The following is a 24,874-nucleotide window of genomic DNA, read 5'->3' on the forward strand; positions in this document are numbered from 1 at the left end:
GTCAAGTCAAACATAACTATTGACTATTGACTGTTGACTATGGACTATTGTGGGGTTTTTTGCAACTCTGGTCGTTCTTCTGGAAGAATCGCCCCTTCTACAGGGCAAACTTGGAGACAGATGCCACAGTCGATGCAAGTGGCAAAGTCAATCCAGTACCAATCAGTTCCCTTGGTGTTTTTGCCTGGGCCATCATGAATACAAGCTACTGGACAAGCATCTACGCAGTCAGCTACGCCTTCACAGACTTCTGTAACAATTGTATGCGGCATGTTCTCGATTCCCTCTTTTCTGTATCGGCTATTTCTAGCCTAGCAGGGGAGGGGGGAGCAGGGGGGCAGGGGGGCAGGGGAGACAAGGAGACAAGGGGACAAGGAGATAAACAAAACTCCTAACTCTTAACTCTTTAACTCCTAACTCCTAACTCCTAACTCAGCACTCAGCACTCAGCACTCAGCACTCCTAATGCCCCATGCCCAATCCCCCACTCACTTAATGCAATGGTTCTATTTTTGGTGAACCATCAGCTTTGATCCAGGCAATTTGGGCAATGCGGCGATCGCTTGCATATTGGCGAATTGCCTCTGCATCTCTTCCTCCTAAGTCAATTTCTACTCGCACCAAATCAGTAGAATCTCTGAGTTTTTGCGCGTAGACAAAGGCGGCGGCGTTAGCGCTAGCTGTCTCTGGTGCTACCAACCAGTCAGTCGCTGGAGTTTCCTGTGGTAATTGCTGGGTAGACAACAGAACTTGGTATAAATCTTCGATACTTAGTCCAAAACCAATTCCGGGAATGTTTTCTCCTTGAGGATGATATAGCCCCAAAAGCTGGTCATAGCGACCACCACGCCCTAAAACTCTGGTTTGGGATTCAGTATCGTTGACAACTTCAAAGACGATACCAGTATAGTAATCTATGGTTTGGATCAGGCTGAGGTCGAGGATTAAGGGAAATTTTTTCTCTGATTCTAGTAATTCTACTAGGGATTTGAGGTTATTCACTGCCTCTCGCTGTTCTTCATCTAAATCCAGACTACTAACTTTTTGCAGCACGTCTGCACTTGATCCACGCAAATCCATGATGATTTGGGCGCGATCGCGCAGTTTGTCACTTAGGGGTAAATTATCTATGGTGATGCGGTCAAGATGAGCGATCGCACTGCGAACTCGATCCTGTAAATTAGCAGGAAAGGCACTCAGGAGCGATCGGGTAATTCCCGCTTCACCCAAAATTAAATGCCATCCCTGCAAACCCAGTGCTGCTAAACAATCTGCTACTAACAGCAGGACTTCCGCATTCGCCAGCAATCCACCAGCACCTAACAACTCCACCCCAGCTTGATAAAACTCTTGCTGGCGATTATGCCTACTTTCCCAAGTGCGACGAAACACATTGGCGTTGTAATACAACCGTTGGGGATAAGTCACACCAGCCATCCGAGTCACAACAGTACGAGCAATAGATGCTGTTAATTCTGGACGTAGCCCCAATTCATCATCTTCACCGTTTTGTTGTAGTTGAATCACCATTTGACGCTGGATTGCTTCCCCCGCCATCAGGGTATCCATCCGCTCCAAAGTCGAGGTGATAATCCTGTGATATCCCCAGCGATGAAACACCTGCTGTAACCGATCTTCAATCCAGCGTTTTTTCTCCACATCCAAGGGCAATAAATCCCTGGCTCCCGCTGCTGGTTGATACACCATTATTTTTTCTTCCCACCAAACAAACCACCGAACAAACCACTACCAGATTTATCTGGTTGCTTATCTCCATTATTGGGGGATGAAGTCACCTTCTGATCGCTAGGTTGTTGTCCTAAAGCCTTATCTATTTTAGGTTTCCATTGCAGAGCCGTTTCGTCACTGGGGTCTAATTTGAGAGCGTTGTCAAAGTGGATTTTGGCCATTTTTAGCTGATTTTGCTTCAAATACACCATTGCAATTAAGCTATGACAGCGACTATTCTTTGGTTCTAGCTTCAGGGCCTCTTGTAACTCTACTTTGGCTGGGGCAAATTGGTTTTTGTCAATCAAAGATTGAGCGCGACGAATATACTGTTCTACAATCAAGTCTTCTTTTGGTGGTGCTGGTGCTGGTGCTGCTGCTGGTGGTGTATTTTTTGGTGTGTTTGGCTGAAGTGTACTTGATTGGACTTTGGGTTGAGCAGGGGGCAGTGTGGCGGATGCTTTACCCGCACTCCGCATTAAATACACTAAATTCAACTCACTAGCTTGGGCAATGACTTGCAGTGCTTGTTCTAAAGAATCATATTGAGTTTGGGCTAGTTTTGCGATCGCAGTTTTATAAAAATGATCGATATTAGCCGCCTCAACTAACTGTTTAGCCAAGTCAGTATTTAGAGTTACCGAAGTCGACTCTTGTACCAGACGCTTGCCAATTTGCGACAAAATTAGAATATATTCAGTGCGAGTGCGATCGCCAGAGAGTTTTTCGTAAGCCGGGTTAACCAGCTTTGATAACAATTCGTTACCGAGATGTTTTTGAGCAGCAGTTTCAGTAAGACTACTGTCTGGGTGCAAACGGCGGGCGACTTGGAGATAGCGTTTGCGAATCTCTTTAACATCGGCATCAACTGGAACGCACAGCACTGCGTGATGATCTATGAAATCATATTTAAATAGTCCACGATCTATTTTGAAAGACATATAGAGTTTTTGCACCAAAGGAGCAGTTAGATTGCTTTTAGTGTACCCAAAGTCGTAGAGAAAGCCCCCATCTGCTACACCCAAGCTGACAGTGGTGGAACCCGTAAAAGTTCGTGACTGAGGGAGTCGTGAATATAACTATTTGTAGCAAGAATTCTACCAGACTCAATTTTGACAGTAGTGCCATCGTAGGCGGTGATTTTGCCTCCGGCTTCTTGTACCAAAATTATCCCAGCAGCAATATCCCAAGGAGAAAGTCCCCGTTCCCAGTAACCATCGACACGTCCACAGGCAACATACGCCAAATCTAGCGATGCCGAACCGCTACGCCTAACTCCTTGGGTAAGATGGGTAAGATGAGTAAATTCTGCGTAGTTGTTATCAGAGGTTTCGCGGCGATCGTAAGCAAATCCTGTTACTAGTAGGCTTTTACTCAGTTCAGATGTTACTGAAACCTCGATCGGCTGACGGTTACGCGTTGCTCCTAAGCCAGCAGCAGCCCGGAATAGCTCATTGTGAAATGGGTCATAAATTACACCAACTTGGGGAACGCCATTAATTAACAGCCCGATGGAAACGGCGAAGAATGGGTATTGATGAGCGTAGTTGGTTGTGCCATCAAGAGGATCTATTGCCCAGAGGTACTCATTCTGTTGATTACCTAATTTCCCTGATTCTTCAGCGAGGATCGAGTGCTGGGGAAAGTGGCCACGCAAAATTTCTAAAATCAACTCTTCTGAAGCTTTATCAGCAGCCGTGACTAAATCACCAGGGCGTCCTTTTTCAATAATTGCATCTTCTAACTTACCCAAGTAACCTTGCAAAATAGCACCAGCAGCCAAGGCCGCTTCTGTAGCAATATCTAGAAAAATTTGTAAATTTGTCATTTGTCATTGGTCATTTGTCATTGGTCATTTATTATTGGGCATGGGGCATTGGTTTATTTCCCTCTAGTTCCTAGTTCCTAGTCCCCAATCCCCAGTCCCCAGTCCCCAGTCCTCAAAGATTTTGGCGGCGAAACTCGGCGGGAGTGAGGCGCATGGGTTTTTCTGGGTTCCAGATTCCTTGCCCCATGAGTCTAGCCCATTGTTGGGCACGTTCTAAACGCAGGTCATATTTGTGGTTAGGCGATCGCCCTACAAACATTGCATTCCCTTGTTTGACTAATTCTTCATTCAATAACACCTTATTTTTCCACACATAAGCTAGAGTTCGCCCGATTTTGTCTTTTGCTTCTAAATCAAACTCCAGCGTTACCGATTGTTCTACACCACCAATTAGATTTTCTAACTGTTCTTTTGCTGCTTCCCCCCAAGGGCGTTGTCGCAAATCTGGTGCATCAACACCCACTAACCGCACTTGGGAAATCAAATTTGGTTGTTCAGCCATGCCCAAAACTTCCAAACTTTGCCCACTAACTACCCGTGCTACTTTTACCTGGGCTTCATTGTTCGGCAGCTGGTTTTTGCCTTGGCAACTCACCAAGAGCAATAAACAAGCCAAAATGGCTATTTTTCGTAACCAGTCACCAAAATTTACAGGGATCAGAAATTCGGTGATTTTGAATTGTTTATCGAGACAGAATTCTGAATTCTGACTCCTGAATTCTGAATTCTTCTTCATTCCTCATCTAAGGGTAAACCCGCTTTAACTCTCCCCTTAGCAAAGTAGCGGCCAAACTGGAGTTCATAGACTTCATCTTCGTCTTGCGTCTCCACTTCCAAGTCAGAACGGGGGTAACTCACACACAACAAGGCATAACCTTGCTGACGTAAATCTGGCGACAAGCCGATCGCTTCTGGTTGGTAAATTTCTCCTGATAACACTCTCACAGCACAAGCAGTGCAAGCCCCGTTGCGACAGGAAAACGGTAGTTCTACCCCTTGTTTTTCGCCAGTGTGCAGGATGTAGCGGTCTTCTGGCACTTGTAGGGTGTGTGTTTTGCCAGTGGCGCGATCGCGAACTTTTATTGTGTATGTACGGGACATCTGGATTTGCGTTTTCGGATTAGGACTATCAGATTTAATCTAAAATATCTTTCTTATCTTTGCATTTTCTGGGATTTTATAGTACGATCGTAACTTGTGACACCTGGAGAGGTGGCCGAGTGGTTTAAGGCGCAGACCTGGAAAGTCTGTTTAGGGAAACTTAACGGGGGTTCGAATCCCCCCCTCTCCGTTTTCAAAGCTTAGTCTAAATATATAGTTTGTAATATAGCCAAATATATTTAAAACTAAAAAAATTAAATATGATTTGCAAAAATCTTTGCAACATCAATGAATTATCTGTAGAGGCATACAGATGTACGCCCCTAATAGGTATTTCGTGAAATGGTATAACACCAAAAATATTAAATGTTAAGGCACCTCAATGGGAATCAAAGCATTTTCTGGCAAATAGTTGGAAAAACGCCCTTCATCTGCAAGCACCAAAATCAGACGCAGAGGATAATCTGGTGGAACTTGCAAATCTGCCCACGGTACTGCCAACTCTAAACAACTATTTATTGCTACTTGAGCGCGACTGAAACGGGGATGCCATTGATGATTGTCTCCCGCTTCCCGAAACTGAATCGATTGCGTCAGCAAGTTAACTTCTAAAAGATGGTGGAAATGGTAATTAAGTGGGGCTGCATCTGGTACATCTGCCAAGGGAATTGGGCTGTTAACCATTGTTTTTTCTGGATAGAACCACAACAAATTCAATTCTGTTGGCAAATCCCGTCCTGGTGCAGCGCCACTTTTAAAGTCTAGCCGCAAATAGAAATTTAAGTGATCTACCCCATACCAAAGTCGCTGGATAACACTGCTGTTATGCATCGTCCCCCGCGCCCCGCCGATTTCTATGCGTCCAGCTTTGTCCCAATCTTGTTCGTCACCCTTACCATCAATGACGGGGTGAATAAACCCTTGTGGGGTGTGGTTTGCTTGTGCTGCATGGATTTCCACTGGTTGCTTGAGATAGGGCGGTATAGGTTCATTTAATGCCTTGTAAATGCCAAACAGATGTTCTCGAAACAACCGATCAAAAATGGCATCCTGATTTGAGGAGTGTCCTGCACCAAACCACCAAAACCAGTCGGAACCCTCTGCGGCATACAATGCTTCCCATGCTTCGGGGTTATTTTCTTCCGTCGCTTCGGGATGACTTGCAAGCATAATTCTCGCTTCTGTCAAGTAATCCCATGCACGATTTTTGGCGGGATCGCCGATCCAAGTGGTGAAACTGCCATCTACCCAAGAACCGCTATGTAGTTGCCCTCCGGGAATAGTGGCTGTGGCTGGAAATTCTTCCAGAAATTCGGAGACAGTAACGAGTTTGAGGTGGGGTTCATCGCTCAAACTTTGATATAAAGCTTCTAAGAATGGTTTGCCATCTTGGGAATAAAATTCCCAGCAATTTTCTCCATCTAAGGCGATGGTAACTAGCCAAGGTTGTTCGCTATGACTATCTCTTTGCTTTTTAGCGATCGCTTGCAAATGTCCCACTAAATCTGCTGCTGCCTTTTTTGCAGGCATTGCACCATAAGTAAAACCAATCAAGTCTGATAATCTGTGGTCGCGAAACACAATTGACAAGTCACCCTCGGCGGTTTGCAGGCGATAGGGTCGATACAACAATTCTGGTTGCTCCACATTCCCCGCCCCATCCCGATGAAAAAGGTGTTTCAGCGTCCACCCTAAGACGGCTTCATCTGAGCATATCCACTTATATCCTTGGTTAATAATATCTAGAAGTATTGCTGGACTTACTGATTGTTCTGAAGGCCATAAACCACGAGGTATCTGCCCAAAGCGGTCTTTATATAAGTCCCAAGCTTTCCGCAAGTGGCGGGGGATATCTTCTGCCCATTGAAAGCGTTGCTTCGGTAGTGTCATATTGGGCACAGCTACCCGACCGGAGTTAGTATCAGCTAGCAACGGTAAAATCGGGTGAGTATAAGGCGTGGTGGTAACTTCTAGCTGCCCCGCTTCCTGCATTTTCCGATGTTGGGGGATAATCCGGCTCAAGATTTCTCGCTGTTTGGAATAAATGCGCTGGCGATCGCTTAAAGTAAAATTCCGTCCCTGTTTTAACCAAGCAGCAATTTCCGGGTCATCCCAAAACAGCGGATCGATCCAAGCCAAATTGTGCCAAGCTAGCAAATCACCATAATCTGGCAATTCCCAATTTGCTAAACACCAAGCTTGCCCCTTATCCTGCCTTTGCTGGTACAACTCGGCATAGCGGGGATGCGGATCGATCAGGGTATGGTGATTAGCATCAAAAAAGTGTTGGATAATAAATTCGCGCTGTTGCTGGGTAAGTTGCTCATCCGGTGTCAAACTGGCTGTGAGATAAGGGTCAAAAGCAGTGCCAGCAATATAATCTTCGAGTTGCAATATCAGCGATGGAACTAAATTTACCGTTTGGTGTAACTTAGGATACCGCTCTAAAAGCAATACTAAATCCAGATAATCTTTAGTTCCATGCAAACGTACCCAGGGAAGACGGTACTGCTGACTCGAAGATAGCGAAACGCCGCTGCCAGGAGATTTGTACAGCGGCTGATGTTGATGCCAGATAAAAGCGATGTAGAGAGGATGGGACATAGAAATAGTTAGGAGTTAAGAATAAGGAGTTAGGAGTTGATTCAAACTCATAACTCCTAACTTCTAACTCCTAACTTTTACACCACTTGCTCAATTTCTGCAATTTCGGGAATCATTTCCTTGAGGCGGCGCTCAATACCCATTCTCAGGGTCATTGCAGAACTGGGGCAAGAACCACACGCACCTTGCAGGCGCAGTTTTACAACAGGCCCATCGAGTTCTACTAGTTCCACATTGCCGCCATCAGACATGAGATAAGGGCGCATTTCATCTAAGACTGTTTCAACGTTGTCAATTGTGAGTTCCATAGTTTAGACCTGCTAAGTTAATGATGGACATTGGGGATGGGGGATTGGGCATGGGGCATGGGGCATTAATGATCTCTGTGCCAGATGCGCGGTTACTCATTAACCATTATCCAAAATTTTATTTTTCAGCTTTGTTAAATCGATCCTAAATCTAATTGCCGCTAGATTGTCAGGTGTCAGTTTTTAATAACTTTTGACTAAACCACTGCTGATTTTAGCAACTTGATATTAGATTAGCTGAACAATTTATCGTGCAAGCCCTCCTACTCTACTTTAGCGGTTAAAGTCCTGAAGAGAACGCCAGGAGGTGACGGATAAGGAAGGTTTTTTCCCAATCCCCATGCCCAATATGGTTATTAAATAATAATTACTAAAAAACTTTCAAGTTTAAAACTCAAAACCCAGTACTGGTAATCTTCCAAATGACTAATGACCAATGACCAATGACTAATGACTAATGACTAACATTCAGCACTACTTGTTGAGTCGCTATCATTAGACGAAACCATGACTGGTTGTTGATATAGTGGCACGGTGAATGTGACTGTTGAGCCAAGTCCTTCGCCCAAACTATAAAAATGTACCTCGCCACCCATAGCCTCCACTAGCTTTTGGGATATTGCCAGTCCCAAACCTGTGCCGCCGTACTGGCGAGTCCGGGAGCCATCCACCTGAGAGAATAATTGAAACAATTTATCTTGTTTATCTAAGGAAACACCAATACCAGTGTCTGCCACACGTACTCTCACCATGCCAGGAAATTGCTGCTCTTGAAAGTTCACCTGAAAATTCGCCTTTTTGAGTACTAAATCAGCGCTGACAGTGACGCCACCCTCATGAGTAAATTTAATGGCATTACCTACCAAATTGAGCATCACTTGTAGTAAGCGTTGGTAGTTGCTTTGGACAATGATTTCATCAGAGGTAGCAGGCATTTGCATCTGAAAGCTGAGGTTTCTCATTTCTGCTTGGGGACGCATGAAACCTTCTACATGACTGAATAGCTCATCTAGCTTGACTGGAGCGTAAGCTAGCTCCATTTTACCAGCTTCGATTTTGGCAATGTCCAAAATATCGTTGATGATATTCAGCAGATGTATCGATAAGTGGTGAGCTTCTGCTAAAAACTGATTTTGTTCTTCTGGATCGTCTGCCATCCCTTCCAAAATCAGCTTCAAAAAGCCAATCATACCGTTAAGGGGGGTACGAATTTCATGGGATACATTAGCTAGAAACTCACTTTTGAGGCGGGAAGCTTCTTCGGCTTTTTGACGCGCTATTTCTAATTCTTCATATAAAGTAGCATGAGCGATCGCAGTTCCCAATTGATCTGCTGCTTCTTTTGCCAGTTCTAATTCCGATTCTGTTAATGTATAGCATTCATCCTGCCAATTCAAGGCAACCAATCCATTGGCTTGGTCTTGATAGCAAGTCGCAACTACTAAAGTTTTCTGCCGCCCAGACTCTTTGTATCCAGGCACTTCCATCGTAACTGGTTCTAGGGTTGCCAAGGCTTGAGCAAAGGCAGGCTCAGAAGCTATATCTATATCCAAGCCAAGCATTGATTTGAGTTCTGGCTGGCGATATTCAGCCTTCACCTGCACTTTTGAGCTTGAGGGCTGATAAGGACAAATAATGCAGCGTTCTAGCCGCAGTGCTTTCCCCAAACTGTCAACTGTTTGCTGCCAAATAATATCTAAATCTAATGTCCGGCGAATATTTCTGGTAATGCGATTTACCAATTTTTGGTGTTGCTGCGATCGCAAAGCCAACTCTATTTGTGTGGGCGTTTTTGATGCCACGCGCGCTTGTTTTTTGTTGAGTGTCGCTTGTACTAAGCGTCCCATCACTAAAACGGTAGTGGCAGTGGTTCCCAAACTCGGCATAATCGGACTGATCGCTAAGTCCAACTCAAATAATTCTTTCTGATAGCTAAACCAACATTGAAACCTTTCTGGCACCAAACTTGTCAAAATTCGGTGCAATCGTTCCAAATAACTAACCTTATCCACTGGGGCAAAGGTTTGAGTCTGGTTCAGCTCGTCAACTATTTTTTCAGTATTTAACCCCAGGAGTTCGCTGTACTGCCAACAAAAGGTCAGATAGCGCCCTGCCCCATCTTGCGTATAAACTAACTCGGCTCCTAGAGTTGGTAATGAGCCATCAGTCTTACTGGTAATAGATTCCAGATTTTGGGAAAATACATTTGACAATTGGGAATTGGCAGTAATAGTCATTAATTGAGTTGGATAGACAAAGGGTATCCGACCGTAATTTTACTAAAGCCGCTGAAATTTATACATAAATTTTTACAGCTTTTTTGTGTTTGATGGGGTATTTTTTATTGTTCTGAAAACCAGATTGGCAAACTTTACTTTTTTTAACTTGCATTGACAGTTAAATAATGGCAATGGCGTTAATCGTTCCATTCACCGCGAGGAGGAACAGGAGTACGCACAGGCGTGCGCGTTAGTTCGTCATCTCTGAGGAGTTCACCCCGTAACCACTGGCGAATCGCCACCTCAATTACTTTACTTGGGTCATTGGTGAGATGCTGAATTTGCTCTAGTAACTCGGAGTCTAGGCGGACAGCAATTTCTACCTTATCGGCTGGTGTATTTTCCGCTTTGGTAGTTTTCTCTCTCATATTCATAGGTTTATATACTCTGAATTCTTTGAATTGGTTTTGTCTAAAGCTTTGTAAAGTAGTTATATTCATTATTTGGGCTAATTCGCTGAAAAATTTTCAAGGGCACAGTTCAATAATTCCCTGAAATAGCACCAAAGTAACAGCTTTAAGTTTTAAATCGCATTTTTCATATAACTGACTAGACAATGGCTTTATAAATTTTGCTGATAAATCAGCGATTACGGGCAATTAGCAGTCGCAATTGCCCACGCTCCCGACACGATCCCTAGATGTACTTATTTACATTTATTGTACGCTCCTAACTGTTGAATACTAGCAGCGACAAATAGACCTTCATAATATTCTTAAATGTCCACCTATTTAGATCGAAAGTTCAAGATGGGGTGAAGAGGGGACTGGGGATTGGGGACTGGGAACTGGGAAATAATTTTTCTACTATCCAATCCCCAGTCCCCAGTCCCCAAAACCCAATACCCAATACCCAGTCCCCAGTCCCCAGTAAAAGCAGCGTCTTGGCAAAGAAAGCATTAAAATACATTAAGTAAATTGCCCTTTTAACTTTGGTTGCTGCTAAGGCAAAGATAGTATATGACTGACGTTCCCGCAGTTCGCATTCGCAATTTTTGTATTATTGCTCACATCGACCACGGGAAATCAACCCTCGCCGATCGCTTGCTACAAGCTACTGGCACTGTTGAAGACCGACAGATGAAGGAACAGTTTCTCGACAATATGGATTTGGAACGGGAGCGCGGCATTACGATTAAGCTGCAAGCTGCCCGGATGAACTACACAGCTAAGGATGGTCAGCAGTATGTGCTGAACTTGATTGATACTCCGGGGCATGTGGATTTCTCTTATGAAGTCTCCCGCTCTCTTGTTGCTTGCGAAGGAGCGCTATTGGTAGTAGATGCGTCCCAAGGTGTGGAGGCGCAAACTTTGGCTAATGTATATTTAGCGTTAGAGAATAACCTGGAAATTATCCCGGTTTTGAATAAAATTGATTTGCCGGGGGCTGAACCAGAACGGGTAATTGGCGAAATTGAAGAAATTATCGGTCTAGATTGCAGTGGGGCGATTCTAGCTTCTGCTAAAGAAGGAATTGGGATTGATGAGATTTTAGAAGCAGTTGTCGAGCGGATACCGCCACCGCCCAATACGATAAATGAACGCTTACGAGCGTTAATTTTTGATAGCTATTACGACAGTTACCGGGGAGTAATTGTGTATTTCCGGGTGATGGATGGCACCGTGAAAAAAGGCGATCGCATCCATTTAATGGCATCGGGTAAAGAATTTGAAATTGATGAGTTAGGCGTTCTTTCTCCCACTCAAAAGCAAGTTGATGAACTGCACGCTGGGGAAGTAGGCTATTTGGGAGCGGCAATTAAAGCTGTAGCTGATGCACGGGTAGGAGACACAATTACCCTCAGTAAAGCGAAAGCTGAGGCACCCTTACCAGGTTACGCAGAAGCGAACCCGATGGTTTTTTGCGGGATGTTCCCCATTGATGCCGATCAATTTGAAGATTTGCGGGAAGCCTTGGAAAAGCTGGAACTCAACGATGCAGCGCTGCATTACGAACCAGAAACTTCGAGCGCGATGGGGTTTGGCTTCCGTTGCGGTTTCTTGGGTTTGCTGCACATGGAAATTGTCCAGGAACGTCTAGAGCGAGAGTATAACCTAGATTTAATCATTACAGCCCCCTCGGTGGTTTATAAGGTGATTACCATCAAAGGTGAGGAACTGTACATCGATAATCCTAGCCGTTTACCTTCTCCCAACGATCGCGAAAAAATTGAAGAACCCTACGTCCAAGTAGAAATGATTACCCCGGAAACTTATGTTGGCACCTTGATGGAGTTGTCACAAAATCGTCGGGGCATCTTCAAAGATATGAAATATCTCGCCCAAGGACGAACCACCCTTACTTATGAGCTACCTTTGGCGGAAGTTGTAACTGACTTTTTCGATCAGATGAAATCGCGATCGCGCGGTTACGCCAGTATGGAATATCACATCATTGGCTACCGTGAAAATCCTTTGGTGAAGCTGGATATCATGATTAACGGCGATCCCGTCGATTCCTTGGCGATGATTGTGCATCGAGATAAAGCTTACAACGTCGGTCGGGCAATGGCCGAAAAACTCAAGGAACTAATTCCCCGCCATCAATTCAAAGTGCCAATTCAGGCATCTATTGGCAGTAAAGTTATTGCCAGCGAACACATCCCTGCTTTGCGCAAAGATGTGTTAGCCAAATGCTACGGTGGTGACATCAGTCGCAAGAAAAAACTTTTGCAGAAGCAAGCAAAAGGTAAAAAGCGGATGAAATCTGTAGGTACTGTAGATGTACCCCAGGAAGCCTTTATGGCAGTACTGCGCTTGGATCAAAGCTAATTTAAGAGTGTTTATTCAAAAACAATTGGCTGCTTGCGCCTACATCTCAACCGGAAAAAACATACAGCAGAATTCAGGAGAAAAATACCCTCAATACGCTTCGGTTAAAGGGGAAAGGGTAAAGGGGAAAGGTTTTGAATACATCCTTTACCCGCAAACCCATTCCCCAGACCACAAGGAAAGTGAAAAATTCCAGCATCTTTTCAGAAATAGTGGTAACTTGCTGTTGGTATATTTTCTAAGGTAGTGGTAAATATATAGTGATAGCAGAAACTGAAACCCTTGCTAGATAAGGACTGACAAGAGAAAAATCACTACTTTTATACCACTACCCAAAATATCATGAGTCGCAAGCAGGCCCAAGAAAAACTCTCTGAGGCAGAGCGAAAATATCGCACTCTAGTAGAACAAATTCCGGGCGTTGTATATATCTCACCGATTAATACCACTGCAAATGAAGCCTATATTAGTCCGCAACTGCAACAATTATTGGGCATTGCTCCCGAAGATTGGAATTCTGGTTTATTCAATAGTTGGTTAGATTACACTCATCCAAACGATCGCGATCGCCTTTGGCAAGCTGTAAACACTACAATCGCTACCGGAGAGCCTTTGAGGATTGAGTATCGGATGATTAGGCGCGATGGCAGAACAATTTGGGTACGAAACCAAGCCAATCTCGTTTTTTGTGCCGATGGACAAACTCAGCTACTTCAGGGTTTAGTATTGGATATTAGCGATGTCTATGACGAACTTTGTTTACGCAAACAAGCACAAGAGAGCGAAGAACTTTATCGTACCATCCTCGAAGACCAAACAGAATTGATTGCTAGAGGCTTACCAGATGGCACTTTTACCTTTATTAATGAAGCTTACTGTCGATTTTTTGGACTAGAGCGAGACAAAGTTATCGGTCAGCACTACAAACCTGTTGTGTTTGAGGAAGACCAAGAACGTGTTTTTAGTCTGGTAAATTCCATTAGCTTAGAAAATCCCGTTATCACAATTGAAAATCGCGTTGTAGCTTGCCAAGGAGTGCGGTGGACGCAGTGGATTGTTCGAGGGATATTTGATGACCAAGGTGCGATTGTAGAACTTCAATCTGTTGGACGAGATATTACCGATCGCAAACTGGTAGAACAAGCTTTAAGTGAAAATGAACAAAAATTCCGGGCGATTTTCAATCAAACCATTCAGTTTATCGGATTGCTTCAGCCGAATGGAATTGTATTAGAAGCCAACCAAACAGCACTAGACTTTGCTGGGATTAATCGAGAAGAAGTAGTTGGCAAGCCTTTTTGGGAAGCAAAGTGGTGGACAATTTCTCTAAATACTCAAGAGCAATTAAAAACTGCGATCGCAGCTGCTGCTAAGGGTGAATCTATCCGTTATGAAGTTGAGATTTTAGGTCGAGATCGTCAAGCGATCGCGATTGATTTCTCACTGCGTCCTATACTCGATCGAACCGGGCATATTACCCTACTGATCTTTGAAGGACGAGATATTACTGAATATAAAGTCGCGCTTCAGGAACGCCACAAAGCTGAAGAGGCATTGCGCTCCAGTCAAGACTTTCTGCAAAAGGTTGCTAATACCATACCGCATATTTTGTATTTGTTTGACCTCTTACAAGGAACAAGTATCTATCTTAATCAGAAAAGTGTGGCTATTTTAGGCTACTCTCCAGAGGAATTTTGTAACGCAGATCCGCAGTGGCTAATGAATTGCTTTCATCCAGACGATCGATACCTCTGCTATGACATACCGAATCGCTTTGTCAACCTGAACGACAATGAAGTACTTTCCACTGAATACCGATTCCGACACAAAAATGGAGAGTGGCGTTGGCTAAATACACGAGAAGTCGTATTTGCCAGAGATGCTAACGGCACTCCAACGCAGATTCTTGGCTCGGTAGAAGACATCAGCACTCGTAAAGAAGCTGAAGTGATGTTGCGACAGCAAGCAGAGGGAGAACGGTTAATTACTGAAGTCACTCAACAGATTCGGCAATCACTGAATTTGGAGGAGGTTCTGAATACAACAGTAAATAGTATTCGCCAGTGTTTAGGTTCAGATTCCGTAGCTATCTATCAGTTACAATCTGACGGAAGTGGGAATTTTGCGGCAAAATCAGTGGGTGATGACTATCCTCAGAGATTAGAACTGACAATGCATCCATTTTCGCTCAAACAAGATTTTAGCGACTATTACCAAGGATTACCTAAAGTTTTCCATAACATTCAGGAATCTAATTTTTCAGCCGAGGTTTTTGAGTTATTACAACTCTATCAAGTTAAAGCGGCTATAATAGTGCCGATTTTAAATGAACAGCATCTGTGGGGTTTACTCATTGTTCACCAGTGTATCGCACCTCGTTATTGGCAAGCGTTTGAAGTGAATTTGTTGCAGCAATTGGCTAGTCAAGTAGCGATCGCTATTCATCAATCAGTACTTTACCAGCAAGTGCAAGCTGCCAATGAAGAATTACAAAGATTAGCTACTTTAGATGGTTTGACTCAAATAGCCAATCGCCGCCGATTCGATCAATATCTGGAAGCTGAGTGGCAGCGACTCAAACGCGAGCAACTTTCACTGTCTTTAATTTTGTTAGATGTCGATTTTTTTAAACTCTACAATGACACTTATGGTCATTTAGGAGGGGATGATTGTTTGCGACAATTAGCAAGTGCCCTCAAAAATATTGTTAAGCGTCCAGCCGATTTAGTCGCTCGTTACGGTGGAGAAGAATTTGCTATCATTCTGCCTAATACAGAGATTCAAGGAGCAATTTATGTAGCGCAAACTATTCGACAAGCAGTGCGCGACTTAGCCATTCCCCATGCTCAATCTCGCGTGTGCGATCGTGTTACCGTTAGTCTAGGTGTTGTGAGCATTGTGCCAAATTCTGAAATTTCGCCGACAGACTTGATTAATGCAGCAGACAAGGCACTTTATGTAGCCAAACAGCAAGGACGCGATCGAGTTCATGCCGTTTGCGTCGTTACCCCTTCTTGACAAGTGAGTTCCGAAGGGGAGGCTCAATTGTTCTGATTACGAATTATTACTATACCTTGCTTTCTCTCCTTAGCCTACACAGTTGATAATCTTTAACAAAATCACTGTTAAAAAATCTAAAAATTTTAGTAAAAGTACTCACTGCATTCGCCAGACTTGTATTTTTAGGTAAATGTAGTTTGTTAGATATTTATAAAGTGTTGGGGAGTCTAGTAGATGAAGATACTGGTACTGAGTTGGGAGTTTCCACCAAGGATTATTGGGGGAATTGCGCGCCATGTGGCGGAGTTGTACCCGGAGCTGGTAAAGCTAGGACATGAAATTCACCTGATTACAGCTGAGTTTGGTCACGCATCGATGTATGAGGTTGTTGAAGGAGTAAAGATACATCGAGTGCCAGTGGCATACAGTAACGACTTTTTCCACTGGGTAGTGAATCTCAACTTGAGTATGGGAGATCACGGTGGTAAATTGATTTTAGAAGAAGGGCCCTTTGATTTAATTCATGCCCATGATTGGTTAGTCGGAGATGCTGCGATCGCTCTCAAGCATAATTTTAAAATACCACTAATTGCCACAATTCATGCTACTGAATACGGACGCTATAACGGGATTCACACAGAAATTCAAGGTTATATAAATGGCAAAGAAACCTTGCTAGCTTACAATGCGTGGCGGATTATTGTTTGTAGCGACTATATGCGCCAAGAAGTAGAACGATCGCTCTACAGTCCTTGGGACAAAATTGATGTCATTTATAACGGTATCCGAGCCGAAAAGAAAAAGCATCACATCGATTTTCATGCTCTGGATTTTCGCCGTCAATTTGCCGCAGACGAAGAGAAAATAGTTTATTATCTTGGTCGTATGACCTACGAAAAAGGTGTACCTATATTACTTAATGCCGCACCCAAAATCCTTTCAGAAATGGGAGGTAACGTGAAATTTGTAATCGTTGGTGGCGGCAATACTGACCATCTCAAGCGCCAAGCCTGGGATTTAGGAATTTGGCATCATTGCTATTTTACCGGTTTTCTCTCCGATGAATACTTAGATAAATTTCAAACTGTCGCTGACTGTGCGGTTTTTCCGAGTCTTTACGAACCCTTTGGAATTGTGGCTTTAGAAAGCTTTGCTTCTCGCGTACCTGTAGTAGTTTCTGATACTGGTGGTTTTCCAGAAGTAGTGCAACATACCAAAACAGGCATTGTCACTTGGGTGAACAATCCCGATTCTTTAGCTTGGGGAATTTTGGAAGTGCTGAAAAATCCAGGTTATCGTCAATGGCTGGTGGATAATGCTTATGAAGATTTAGAGCGCCGCTTTAGCTGGCCAAAATTAGCCAAACAAACTGAGCAAGTATATCAGCAAGTTGTGCAAGAGCGATCGCAAATATCGTGGTAATATAGCTCCCCGATTTCTTTAAGAAGTTGGGGAGCTAAAATTTTATTTGAACTTGCATAAATCCTTAATCAACCTTTGATAAGTTTATAGCTGGTACTGCTGCAATTTCTGGAGTAGTGCAAATTTAATCTGGTTTTAGATATTACAGCATAGTTCAAGTTGGTAAGGTACACAAGCTAAATCTGTTACCCAGGTATAAAGCATGTTTTACTCCTGAACTATGCTGTATTTTTGGAATTCCGAAATCAGTAATATCATGTCCGCTTGATTGCTTATTAAACTCGAAGAACCCCACCCCGCCAAAGCTGTGCTTTGTCTCCCCTCCCCGCAGGCGGGGAGGGGTTGGGGGTGGGGTTCTTTTATTATGGGTAATTTGGCGGACATGATATAACACGAGAAAAAGCTAATTCATCAAGGATGACTATATGAAACTGCTTCCTTTGGATAAACTAGGAGCTAGAGAAGCCAACGGTATTGTTGATTTTGGACTATTTCTACCTTGGGTTTCTCAAAAGGATGGAAATCGGCTAATAATTAAAATTATCCACGAAAAAGATCAATTTCTCCAAGATATTCAACCCTTAGAATTTGAACTCAAGCATTCTATCGACTCAGAGTATGGTGATTATTGGTCAACTCAAATAGATATCAAAACTCAATCAAAACCCAGTGCCAAATCTGCATGGGGAGAACCAGGTAGATATGTTTACCGCTATTGCTTACAAAATCCCAATCGGGGAGAAATAGATTGGATTATTGACCCTTTTGCCAGAGAATTTGGTGTAGGTAAATTATCCGCTTTCACACTCGGCTATCAACAATATGAGTGGAGCCAGAAGGAAAAAACCTGGAAAACTCCAAATTTAAAAGATATTGTTCTCTACGAATTGATGATTGATGAATTCGGCGGCAATATTGATGGAACAATTGAAAAACTCGCCTATCTAGCAGATTTGGGAGTTAATTGTCTGGAAATTATGCCACTTTCCAATGTAGCCTTAACAGTAGATTGGGGGTTTTTACCAATTGGCTATTTTGGTGTGGATGAAAGATTTGGTAAAAGAAAAGATTTACAAGGTTTAATTGATGCGGCACACCAAAACAACATTGCTGTAATTGTAGATGCCGTTTATGGTCACACTGGTGATAGTTTTCCATACTCTTATGTTTACAGAAAACTAGGGTATCGTGAGAATCCTTTTATGGGGACATTTGCTAAAGATTATTTTGGCGAAAGTACAGACTATAATCGCAAGTTTACCCAAGACTTTTTCTATACAGTCAATTATCACTGGCTAGATGTTTATCATGTCGATGGTTTTCGCTATGACTGTGTACCCAATTACTGGGATGGTTCTACAGGAGTTGGTTACGCTAATTTAGTTTTTAACACTTACAAAACAGTCAAACAAAAGAGACAAACTGGCGAGTATTGGCAGAGATTCTTTAACAATGATACAAACGATGACACGATCAATTTGATTCAGTGTGCTGAACAATTAGAAGGACCAAAGGAGATTCTCGAACAAACTTATACCAACTCTACCTGGCAAAATGAAACTTTTGGTGCAGCTGAAAGTGTAGCTCGTGGAAATAAAGGTGATTTAGCTAATCTTGGCTTTAAACTTGGTCTGGATGGCTATCCTTCAGAGATTACAAACAATGGTGACAAAATCGCTAAAACAGCGCTGCAATATATCGAAAATCATGACCACTCCCGTTTTGTTTGTAACTTTGGTAAGAATCCCCGCGATAATGATTTATTACAAGAAGGCGATCGTAACTTATGGTATAAAGTCCAGCCTTACCTAATTGGGATTTTCACTGGTAAAGGGATTCCGCTACTGTGGCAAGGTCAGGAATTTGGTGAAAACTATTTCCTGCCAGAACAAGGTTTTGGTAGAGTGATGTTGCTTCGACCTGTACGATGGGATTATTTTTATGACCCCATTGGTAAGAGCGTACTTTCCTTAGTACGTAAGTTGATTAAACTGCGTAGTCAGCAACCGCAGTTTACGGAAGGCGAACATTTCTTTTATAACGATTATGACCGCTATCATTCCAAAAATGTGCTGCTATTCTCGCGCAAACATGGTAACAAGTTTAGCCTAGTAGCACTTAACTTTAGCGATCGCGATCGAGATGTACCCTTCTGGTTCCCAATTGCTGGCAATTATCAAGAAGAACTAAATGGTAAAAACAATTTAATCGGCGTTCCCAGTTATTCAGAATATTGGGTAACTATTCCCAGTAACTACGGAAGCATCTGGACAGTGACAACCAATACCTAATTTATTTTAGGTTCGATCTGGCCAGAATTAAACGCTACAAGCAATGTAGAGATTTTTGTACAGTAACGCAGAGAATTAACGATCGCTCTGCGTTATTTTGCGTTAACAAACAGTACAAGACCTGTACGCTGGAAATTCTACCCGATCTAGTGCCACAGTTAAACTAGTGCGCGTCTAAACTGCACATTTTTCGTTAAGACTGTCCTAAGTCAATTGGTTATTCACAACAACTGATAAATGACTAATGACAAAGGACAAATTTCACGAAAAAATAAGCAATTAAAATGCGTCACAGCCTAGCAATAATTGCAGTTTGCTCTAGAAGTTTAGTATGACAAAGGCATTCCCAAGCATAGCAAGGCGCTTGAAAAGTACAGGAATCAAGTTGTTGAAGATGGGAACCTTCCTAATAACCCGTTTTATTGCAAGCTGGAAACGCTTCTTCCTGGGTGATACTGTTGATGTTTACCCCTCCACTCCCTCCTTTGATGTCCGTCCCTCCTTAGCGGGCCCAGTTCTGAGTTTGGGTGGGGGAGGCCCCGATGTCGATGATGCTATCCAGTGGATGATTAACCAAGTTAGGGGAGGTAGTAACTCCGGCACTAAAGTTAATGTTGTAGTTCTCCGCACGAATGGTAATCACGATTACAATCGGCTAATTTATGCCATGAAGGGCGTAAATTTTGTGGAAACTCTTCTGGTTAGGGATAGACAAGAGGCAAACAAAGCTGAGATTTATGAAAAAATCCGAAATGCTGATGTAGTTTTCTTTGCTGGCGGGGATCAATGTCAATATATCCGCAACTGGAAAGATACCAAGCTTGAGGCTGCTGTTAAGTCAGTTTATCTTAAGGGAGGTGGTATTGGTGGCACTAGTGCAGGTGCAATGATCCAAAGCGATTGTGTCTATGATGCTTGCGCTTCTTCCGAAAAAGGCATTGAAACTAGAGATGCACTTGAAGATCCCTACCGAGACATTACTTTTACTTACAATTTTTTCAATTGGAGTAATTTGAAGGGAACTATCGTAGATACACACTTTGACAGACGGGAAAGAATGGGTCGAATTATGACTTTCATTGCCCGTCAAATTAAGGATGGTGTATCTAGCAGTGTTTTAGGTATAGCGGTTAGTGAAAGTACGTCGGTTCTTGTGGATAAAAACGGTTTGGTGAAAGTTATGGGTAGGGGTGCAGCATACTTTGTACTTGGCAATCATCTGCCAGAAGTATGCGAACCCCGAAAGCCTTTGACCTTTTCCAATTACAAAATTTGGAAAATCCGCAGTGGCGACACCTTCAACTTAAGAAATAGACCAACTTCTGGGTACTATCTCAGGAGTGTCAAAAGGGGACGCATTGATTCAAATCCCTATTGAGTGGGAGGGCTGATTCAGCCTATTTCAAACAGGATTTGTCAAAATGGTTAGCGAGAAAATTGTAAGTAAGCTGTTACGCATTTAATTTGTATATTTACTCGTGAGAGTTGTCATTGGTCATTGGTCATTAGTCATTTGTATTTCAAAGGACAGATGACCAATTGACTTAGGACAGTCTGAATGCAAAAATGTACAATCTAGACGCGCATCAATTTAATCGTGAGAGTTGTCATTGGTCATTTTCCTTTTTCTCTTTAACCGAACTGTATTGCCCCAACCCTTCCCCGATGCTTTGGACAGAGAAGGGTTTGCCTTAGCAAATGCGGGGTGGAGTTCTTTATTTTTGATTTATGCAAGAGGTCTAATTTTTAATTGTTATAACTCTTAATTTTTACTACATTCTAATTTTGAAAATAGCTTCCACCAGCTTTTAGCTGACTTGTGTCAGAGAAGTTAAATAAAAGTAATTTTAGAAAAGAATTTCACAGAATTTGAGCTTCGGTTTTGCTCGGCTCAACTTAGCATATATAAGATTTTGAAAGTAATTTCGGGCAATATTAAGCGCTGATAGGTTGTTCAGATTCAATTAACTGATTATTCGGTACATCAAATCTAATAGTACTAGCTGCCCAGTCTTTAAAATCGGGTGCTAGCCAGACTAGCTTACGCAGAATTTCATCATTGACCCACAATACCAAGGGAAACTGAAACTGTTTCCGAAACTCATCTCGCATGATATTGGTACTAATAATCAGTTGGTTAATTGCCACTACAGATTCTAAGCCTCGTACCATCAAAGCTTCGGGTTGAGTAGTACCAATTTCACTTGTAATAGCTGTGTATAATTTGTCATCAGTAGGGGAGAGCAAAATTTCGTGGATATCTGCTGATGAAAATTCTGTTAGCAAATTCAACACTTGCTGCTGCTTTTGAACACAGTTACAACAAGCCAATAACAGTGAAAACTGTCCGCCAGAAACCATCATCGCCCTTGCCAGTCTCTTAGTAGCTGCTGTGCTGCTAACTGTTCCGTTTTCTGAATTGGTTAAGCCGATCATGAAAAACACCCTTCTTTTGATTTTCAAGCATATTCAGTGATTCTACCCTATTAATTTTTATTCAAAAGTGTTAATTGGGTAACTTTGATGACTTTTTTCTGTAATATTAAGCATTATATAACGAACAAGCAGATGGTGCATTATCTCATGTTCACAATTTAGGGAGAATGTAAAGAAAATATCAACACAAGGTCTGCAACAGGGGACACGCGAAGAATTAACAATTGCATTATCACTGGATTTTCATAGATTTTTGCCTCTGCTAACAATTAAGTAATTTTTTTAATTTTATAGTAAAAAAAATATTCAGTAAAAGTCTAACAGTAAATGTTAGCAAGTGGCAAAAGTTATAACAGTTTTCAAATGCACCCCTACTTAAACATTAGGTTTTCCATGTCACCCTTCTTTTGCGATCGCCCTATAACTTTGCTTCACGCTAACACCAGTTATCAACAGCAGTAAACCCCCTACAGCAAGAGTTAACCGCGTCACAGGGTCTTTTCAATCAGCCATTTGGGGAGGGATATTGAGTCGGGAGTAGTAAAATAATCTCAACACAAGATGCAGAAATCTTGTTGCATTAAAGCTAACTCATCCGTTTGATAGAACTGTAGATTGAAGATGTCGCTCCGTTAGTGGAGGACAGGGAATATTTAGCTTTCTAAGATCGATTTAGAACATCTGAACTATAACAACAAGTTTGGAATTTGCTCAATTGCTACATTTTTTGAAGTTGATAGCCAATAACAAACGTACTGTAAATATTTATTTAATTTTTTGGAAACCAATTAGGAATATTTAGGAATATTACATCATGCTATTTAAAAATCGGAGGTTTGCAGGTCAAGTTTTGGCTCAAGAGTTAACCGCTTATGCTAATGACCCAGATGTTGTGGTATTAGGGCTACCAAGGGGTGGTGTACCCGTTGCTTTTGAAGTTGCCAAAACCTTAAATGCTCCCTTAGATGTTTTAGTGGTACGTAAATTGGGTGTGCCCGATCGAGAAGAACTAGCGATGGGAGCGATCGCTTCTGGTGGTGTGCGGATAGTCAATAAACATATTATCAACTTGGTGAAGATATCCGATGAAGTAATTGCCAAGGTGGCGCTACAAGAAGAACGGGAGTTAGAGCGGCGGGAACGGCTTTATCGCCAAAATCACCCGTTAAAAGATTTGAAAGGACGCACAGTCATTTTGGTAGATGATGGTTTAGCAACGGGTGCAACGATGTGGGCTGCTGTTGTAACTGTACGAAAACAGCAACCTGCTCAGATTGCGATCGCTGTGCCTGTGGCTGCACCTGAAACTTACCAAGAGTTAGAAACTGAAGTTGACGAAATTGTTTGCATCTCCAGACCCAACCCTTTCCAGAGCGTTGGCCTTTGGTACGAAAACTTTCCTCAAACGACCGATGAAGAAGTCTGCGACTTACTCGCAAAAGCGGCAAAGAACGGTGAAGCAATATCTCTTGGTATGTAGATAAAGATTAAGTTTATGAGATGGTTTCAACTCACCAGCCGAAGTTTTAACGGGACAGAAATCAAATGGCGTGATGATAGCGGTTCGGATTAGTGATGTTGCCGATACAAAAACGTCGATCGAGTATACAAACTAGTTGATATGGTTAAATAATGCTGAGTTCATCTGAAACAGCACCCGATGTTTCACGAGCCATACTCAATAATCCCCAGGAATAAATATGTCTGAGATTCAAAACAAAGTGGTAATCATCACCGGAGCCAGCAGTGGGTTAGGTGAGGCAACTGCGAAGCGACTTGCTGCTAGTGGAGCTAAACTGATGCTGGCTGCCAGACGCGAAGATCGGCTCAAAGATTTGGTTGGAGCGATCGCTAAATCAGGAGGGACTGCAACCTATCAAGTCACAGATGTAGCAAATCGCGCCCAAGTGGAAGCTTTAGCCAAGGAAACTTTGAGTACATACGGCCAGATCGACGTGCTAATCAATAATGCCGGATTGATGCCGCTTTCTGCCCTCGACCAAGTAAAGGTAGACGAGTGGGAGCGGATGATCGATATCAACATTAAGGGCGTTCTTTATGGAATTGCTGCCGTGTTGCCGATTATGCGTCAGCAAAAGTCTGGTCACGTCATTAACCTATCATCAGTGGCCGGACATAAAGTGTTTCCGGGAGCGGCCGTCTACTGTGCCACTAAGTACGCAGTGCGGGCGATTTCTGAGGGGCTGCGGCTAGAGTCAAATGGTGAAATCCGTTCGACTAATATCTCACCAGGAGCCGTTGCCACTGAACTGGGTAACACGATTACCGATAAAGACGCAGCAGCGGGAATTAACCAACTTTATGAGATCGCCATTGATGCAGATGCCATTGCCCGTGCGATCGCATACGCCATAGAGCAACCCAGTGATGTTGATGTGAATGAAATCATCATCCGTCCGACACGTCAAGAACTTTAAATTTAGGCTTACAGAGCAAGCATTCGGCTCAGATAGCCAGACGATATCTTGAACGCGCCAGTGAGTATAGAAATCTCACTAAAAAAAACTCTGTGTACCTCTGCGCTTTCCTTAGCGTCGCTTTGCGTTTAAAAACGTAACTATTTTAGGCAAAGCTGTATAAATTATCAGTGTCAGATTAATAAATCCAGTTTTGCTTAGTCTGTAAACTGTAGTGGCGTAGCAAGGCTAAAATGTTGTATTATCACTTTCTTGTGGGATGGGCTTCTAGCCCGTCCGGTGCAGGCAAGATGCCCACACCACAAGAGTTATATTTATGCACTATTTTAGTCTTGACACGCCAGTAAGCTTTATCACCTATGCTCTCTAAATCTGCAATGGGCATGAGTAGCTGTGTAGGGAACCCAAATGCACCCAAGCATCGATTTCACCTCGGCAAAATCGGGGCAGCGCCTTCGATTGTGTCAAATAAATTGGTTCAATGCCACTAAAATCAAGTCCGACTTTTGCTTGCGATCGCACAAGCACATAATGGGCGTTTGAGCCTTTGTCAAAAGCGAGCTTTTTACTCTTTAGGTCGGCCAGCGTCGGAATCAGCGAATCTTCCGCTACTAGAATCTCTTCACCTTTGGAAGCAGTATAGTTCACTATACATATTTATTTTGGTA

At 42.8% G+C, this 24,874-nt stretch carries 20 protein-coding genes and 1 tRNA gene; 8 read left to right on the top strand and 13 right to left on the bottom strand.

Translation table 11 applies throughout. The features are described 5' to 3' along the window. Positions 1–44: 44 nt before the first annotated feature. The 6 genes from RM049_RS14105 to RM049_RS14130 all read right to left on the bottom strand — a co-directional run bounded on the left by RM049_RS14105 (position 45) and on the right by RM049_RS14130 (position 4,657). Positions 45–272, bottom strand: coding sequence for a ferredoxin family protein (locus tag RM049_RS14105; RefSeq protein ID WP_322660386.1), 228 nt, complete (start codon positions 270–272; stop codon positions 45–47). Positions 273–492: 220 nt separating this feature from the next. Continuing rightward, positions 493–1,707, bottom strand: a complete 1,215-nt coding sequence (locus RM049_RS14110; RefSeq protein ID WP_322701981.1) for an ATP phosphoribosyltransferase regulatory subunit — start codon at positions 1,705–1,707, stop codon at positions 493–495. Further along, entirely contained in the window at positions 1,707–2,669 is a 963-nt protein-coding gene (locus RM049_RS14115) for a J domain-containing protein (RefSeq protein ID WP_322704586.1), read from the bottom strand. The genes RM049_RS14110 and RM049_RS14115 overlap by 1 nt, the downstream gene beginning before the upstream one ends. A 74-nt stretch (positions 2,670–2,743) precedes the next feature. Next, a complete protein-coding gene (locus RM049_RS14120) occupies positions 2,744–3,556 on the bottom strand; it encodes an inositol monophosphatase family protein (protein WP_322704587.1) in 813 nt (270 codons plus the stop codon). 112 nt (positions 3,557–3,668) lie between these two features. Continuing rightward, complete coding sequence (locus RM049_RS14125; protein ID WP_322704588.1) at positions 3,669–4,292, bottom strand: thermonuclease family protein; 624 nt, start codon at positions 4,290–4,292, stop codon at positions 3,669–3,671. Beyond that, positions 4,289–4,657: a 2Fe-2S iron-sulfur cluster-binding protein gene (locus RM049_RS14130; RefSeq protein WP_322704589.1), complete on the bottom strand. Its 369-nt coding sequence runs from the start codon at positions 4,655–4,657 to the stop codon at positions 4,289–4,291. Before RM049_RS14130 ends, RM049_RS14125 begins: the two co-directional genes overlap by 4 nt. 105 nt (positions 4,658–4,762) lie before the next feature. Here RM049_RS14130 and RM049_RS14135 point away from each other — a divergent pair. After that, a tRNA-Ser gene (locus RM049_RS14135) sits at positions 4,763–4,847 on the top strand. A gap of 179 nt (positions 4,848–5,026) precedes the next feature. On the opposite strand, the gene RM049_RS14140 is transcribed toward RM049_RS14135, so the two are convergent. The 4 genes from RM049_RS14140 to RM049_RS14155 all read right to left on the bottom strand — a co-directional run bounded on the left by RM049_RS14140 (position 5,027) and on the right by RM049_RS14155 (position 10,222). Then, the gene (locus RM049_RS14140; protein ID WP_322704590.1) at positions 5,027–7,261 is read right to left on the bottom strand and encodes a glycoside hydrolase; all 2,235 of its coding nucleotides are present in this window, start codon (positions 7,259–7,261) and stop codon (positions 5,027–5,029) included. A 77-nt stretch (positions 7,262–7,338) separates the two neighbouring features. After that, positions 7,339–7,569 carry a NifU family protein gene (locus RM049_RS14145; RefSeq protein WP_012408256.1) on the bottom strand — a complete coding sequence of 77 codons (231 nt, stop codon included), beginning with the start codon at positions 7,567–7,569 and terminating at the stop codon, positions 7,339–7,341. Between the two features lie 461 nt (positions 7,570–8,030). After that, the gene (locus RM049_RS14150) at positions 8,031–9,806 is read right to left on the bottom strand and encodes a sensor histidine kinase (protein WP_322704591.1); all 1,776 of its coding nucleotides are present in this window, start codon (positions 9,804–9,806) and stop codon (positions 8,031–8,033) included. 179 nt (positions 9,807–9,985) lie between these two features. Next, entirely contained in the window at positions 9,986–10,222 is a 237-nt protein-coding gene (locus RM049_RS14155) for a hypothetical protein (protein WP_094353260.1), read from the bottom strand. Positions 10,223–10,807: 585 nt separating this feature from the next. Between RM049_RS14155 and lepA the strand changes: the two genes are divergently transcribed. From lepA to RM049_RS14180, 5 genes are all read left to right on the top strand, one after another. Further along, complete coding sequence (gene lepA, locus RM049_RS14160) at positions 10,808–12,619, top strand: translation elongation factor 4 (protein WP_322704592.1); 1,812 nt, start codon at positions 10,808–10,810, stop codon at positions 12,617–12,619. 342 nt (positions 12,620–12,961) lie between these two features. After that, positions 12,962–15,637 carry a PAS domain S-box protein gene (locus RM049_RS14165; protein ID WP_322704593.1) on the top strand — a complete coding sequence of 892 codons (2,676 nt, stop codon included), beginning with the start codon at positions 12,962–12,964 and terminating at the stop codon, positions 15,635–15,637. Between the two features lie 216 nt (positions 15,638–15,853). Further along, positions 15,854–17,041 carry a glycosyltransferase family 4 protein gene (locus RM049_RS14170; protein ID WP_322704594.1) on the top strand — a complete coding sequence of 396 codons (1,188 nt, stop codon included), beginning with the start codon at positions 15,854–15,856 and terminating at the stop codon, positions 17,039–17,041. Positions 17,042–17,466: 425 nt separating this feature from the next. Next, positions 17,467–19,332 (top strand): alpha-amylase family glycosyl hydrolase, encoded by a 1,866-nt coding sequence (locus RM049_RS14175; protein WP_322704595.1) that lies wholly within the window; start codon positions 17,467–17,469, stop codon positions 19,330–19,332. Between the two features lie 331 nt (positions 19,333–19,663). Further along, entirely contained in the window at positions 19,664–20,710 is a 1,047-nt protein-coding gene (locus RM049_RS14180) for a cyanophycinase (protein ID WP_322704596.1), read from the top strand. 557 nt (positions 20,711–21,267) lie between these two features. Here the strand turns inward: RM049_RS14180 and RM049_RS14185 are convergent. Then, positions 21,268–21,768, bottom strand: coding sequence for a hypothetical protein (locus RM049_RS14185; RefSeq protein WP_322669527.1), 501 nt, complete (start codon positions 21,766–21,768; stop codon positions 21,268–21,270). An 814-nt stretch (positions 21,769–22,582) separates the two neighbouring features. Between RM049_RS14185 and RM049_RS14190 the strand changes: the two genes are divergently transcribed. Both RM049_RS14190 and RM049_RS14195 read left to right on the top strand, forming a co-directional pair. Continuing rightward, entirely contained in the window at positions 22,583–23,248 is a 666-nt protein-coding gene (locus RM049_RS14190) for a phosphoribosyltransferase (protein WP_322704597.1), read from the top strand. A gap of 220 nt (positions 23,249–23,468) precedes the next feature. Continuing rightward, positions 23,469–24,206, top strand: coding sequence for an SDR family oxidoreductase (locus RM049_RS14195; RefSeq protein WP_322704598.1), 738 nt, complete (start codon positions 23,469–23,471; stop codon positions 24,204–24,206). A gap of 244 nt (positions 24,207–24,450) precedes the next feature. Here RM049_RS14195 and RM049_RS14200 read toward each other — a convergent pair whose 3' ends face one another. Both RM049_RS14200 and RM049_RS14205 read right to left on the bottom strand, forming a co-directional pair. Further along, entirely contained in the window at positions 24,451–24,591 is a 141-nt protein-coding gene (locus tag RM049_RS14200) for a hypothetical protein (protein WP_322704599.1), read from the bottom strand. Next, a complete protein-coding gene (locus RM049_RS14205; protein ID WP_322701994.1) occupies positions 24,573–24,854 on the bottom strand; it encodes an ABC transporter substrate-binding protein in 282 nt (93 codons plus the stop codon). The genes RM049_RS14200 and RM049_RS14205 overlap by 19 nt, the downstream gene beginning before the upstream one ends. Between the last annotated feature and the right edge of the window lie 20 nt (positions 24,855–24,874).

The organism is Nostoc sp. DedQUE04, from assembly GCF_034530995.1.
GTDB lineage: Bacteria > Cyanobacteriota > Cyanobacteriia > Cyanobacteriales > Nostocaceae > Nostoc.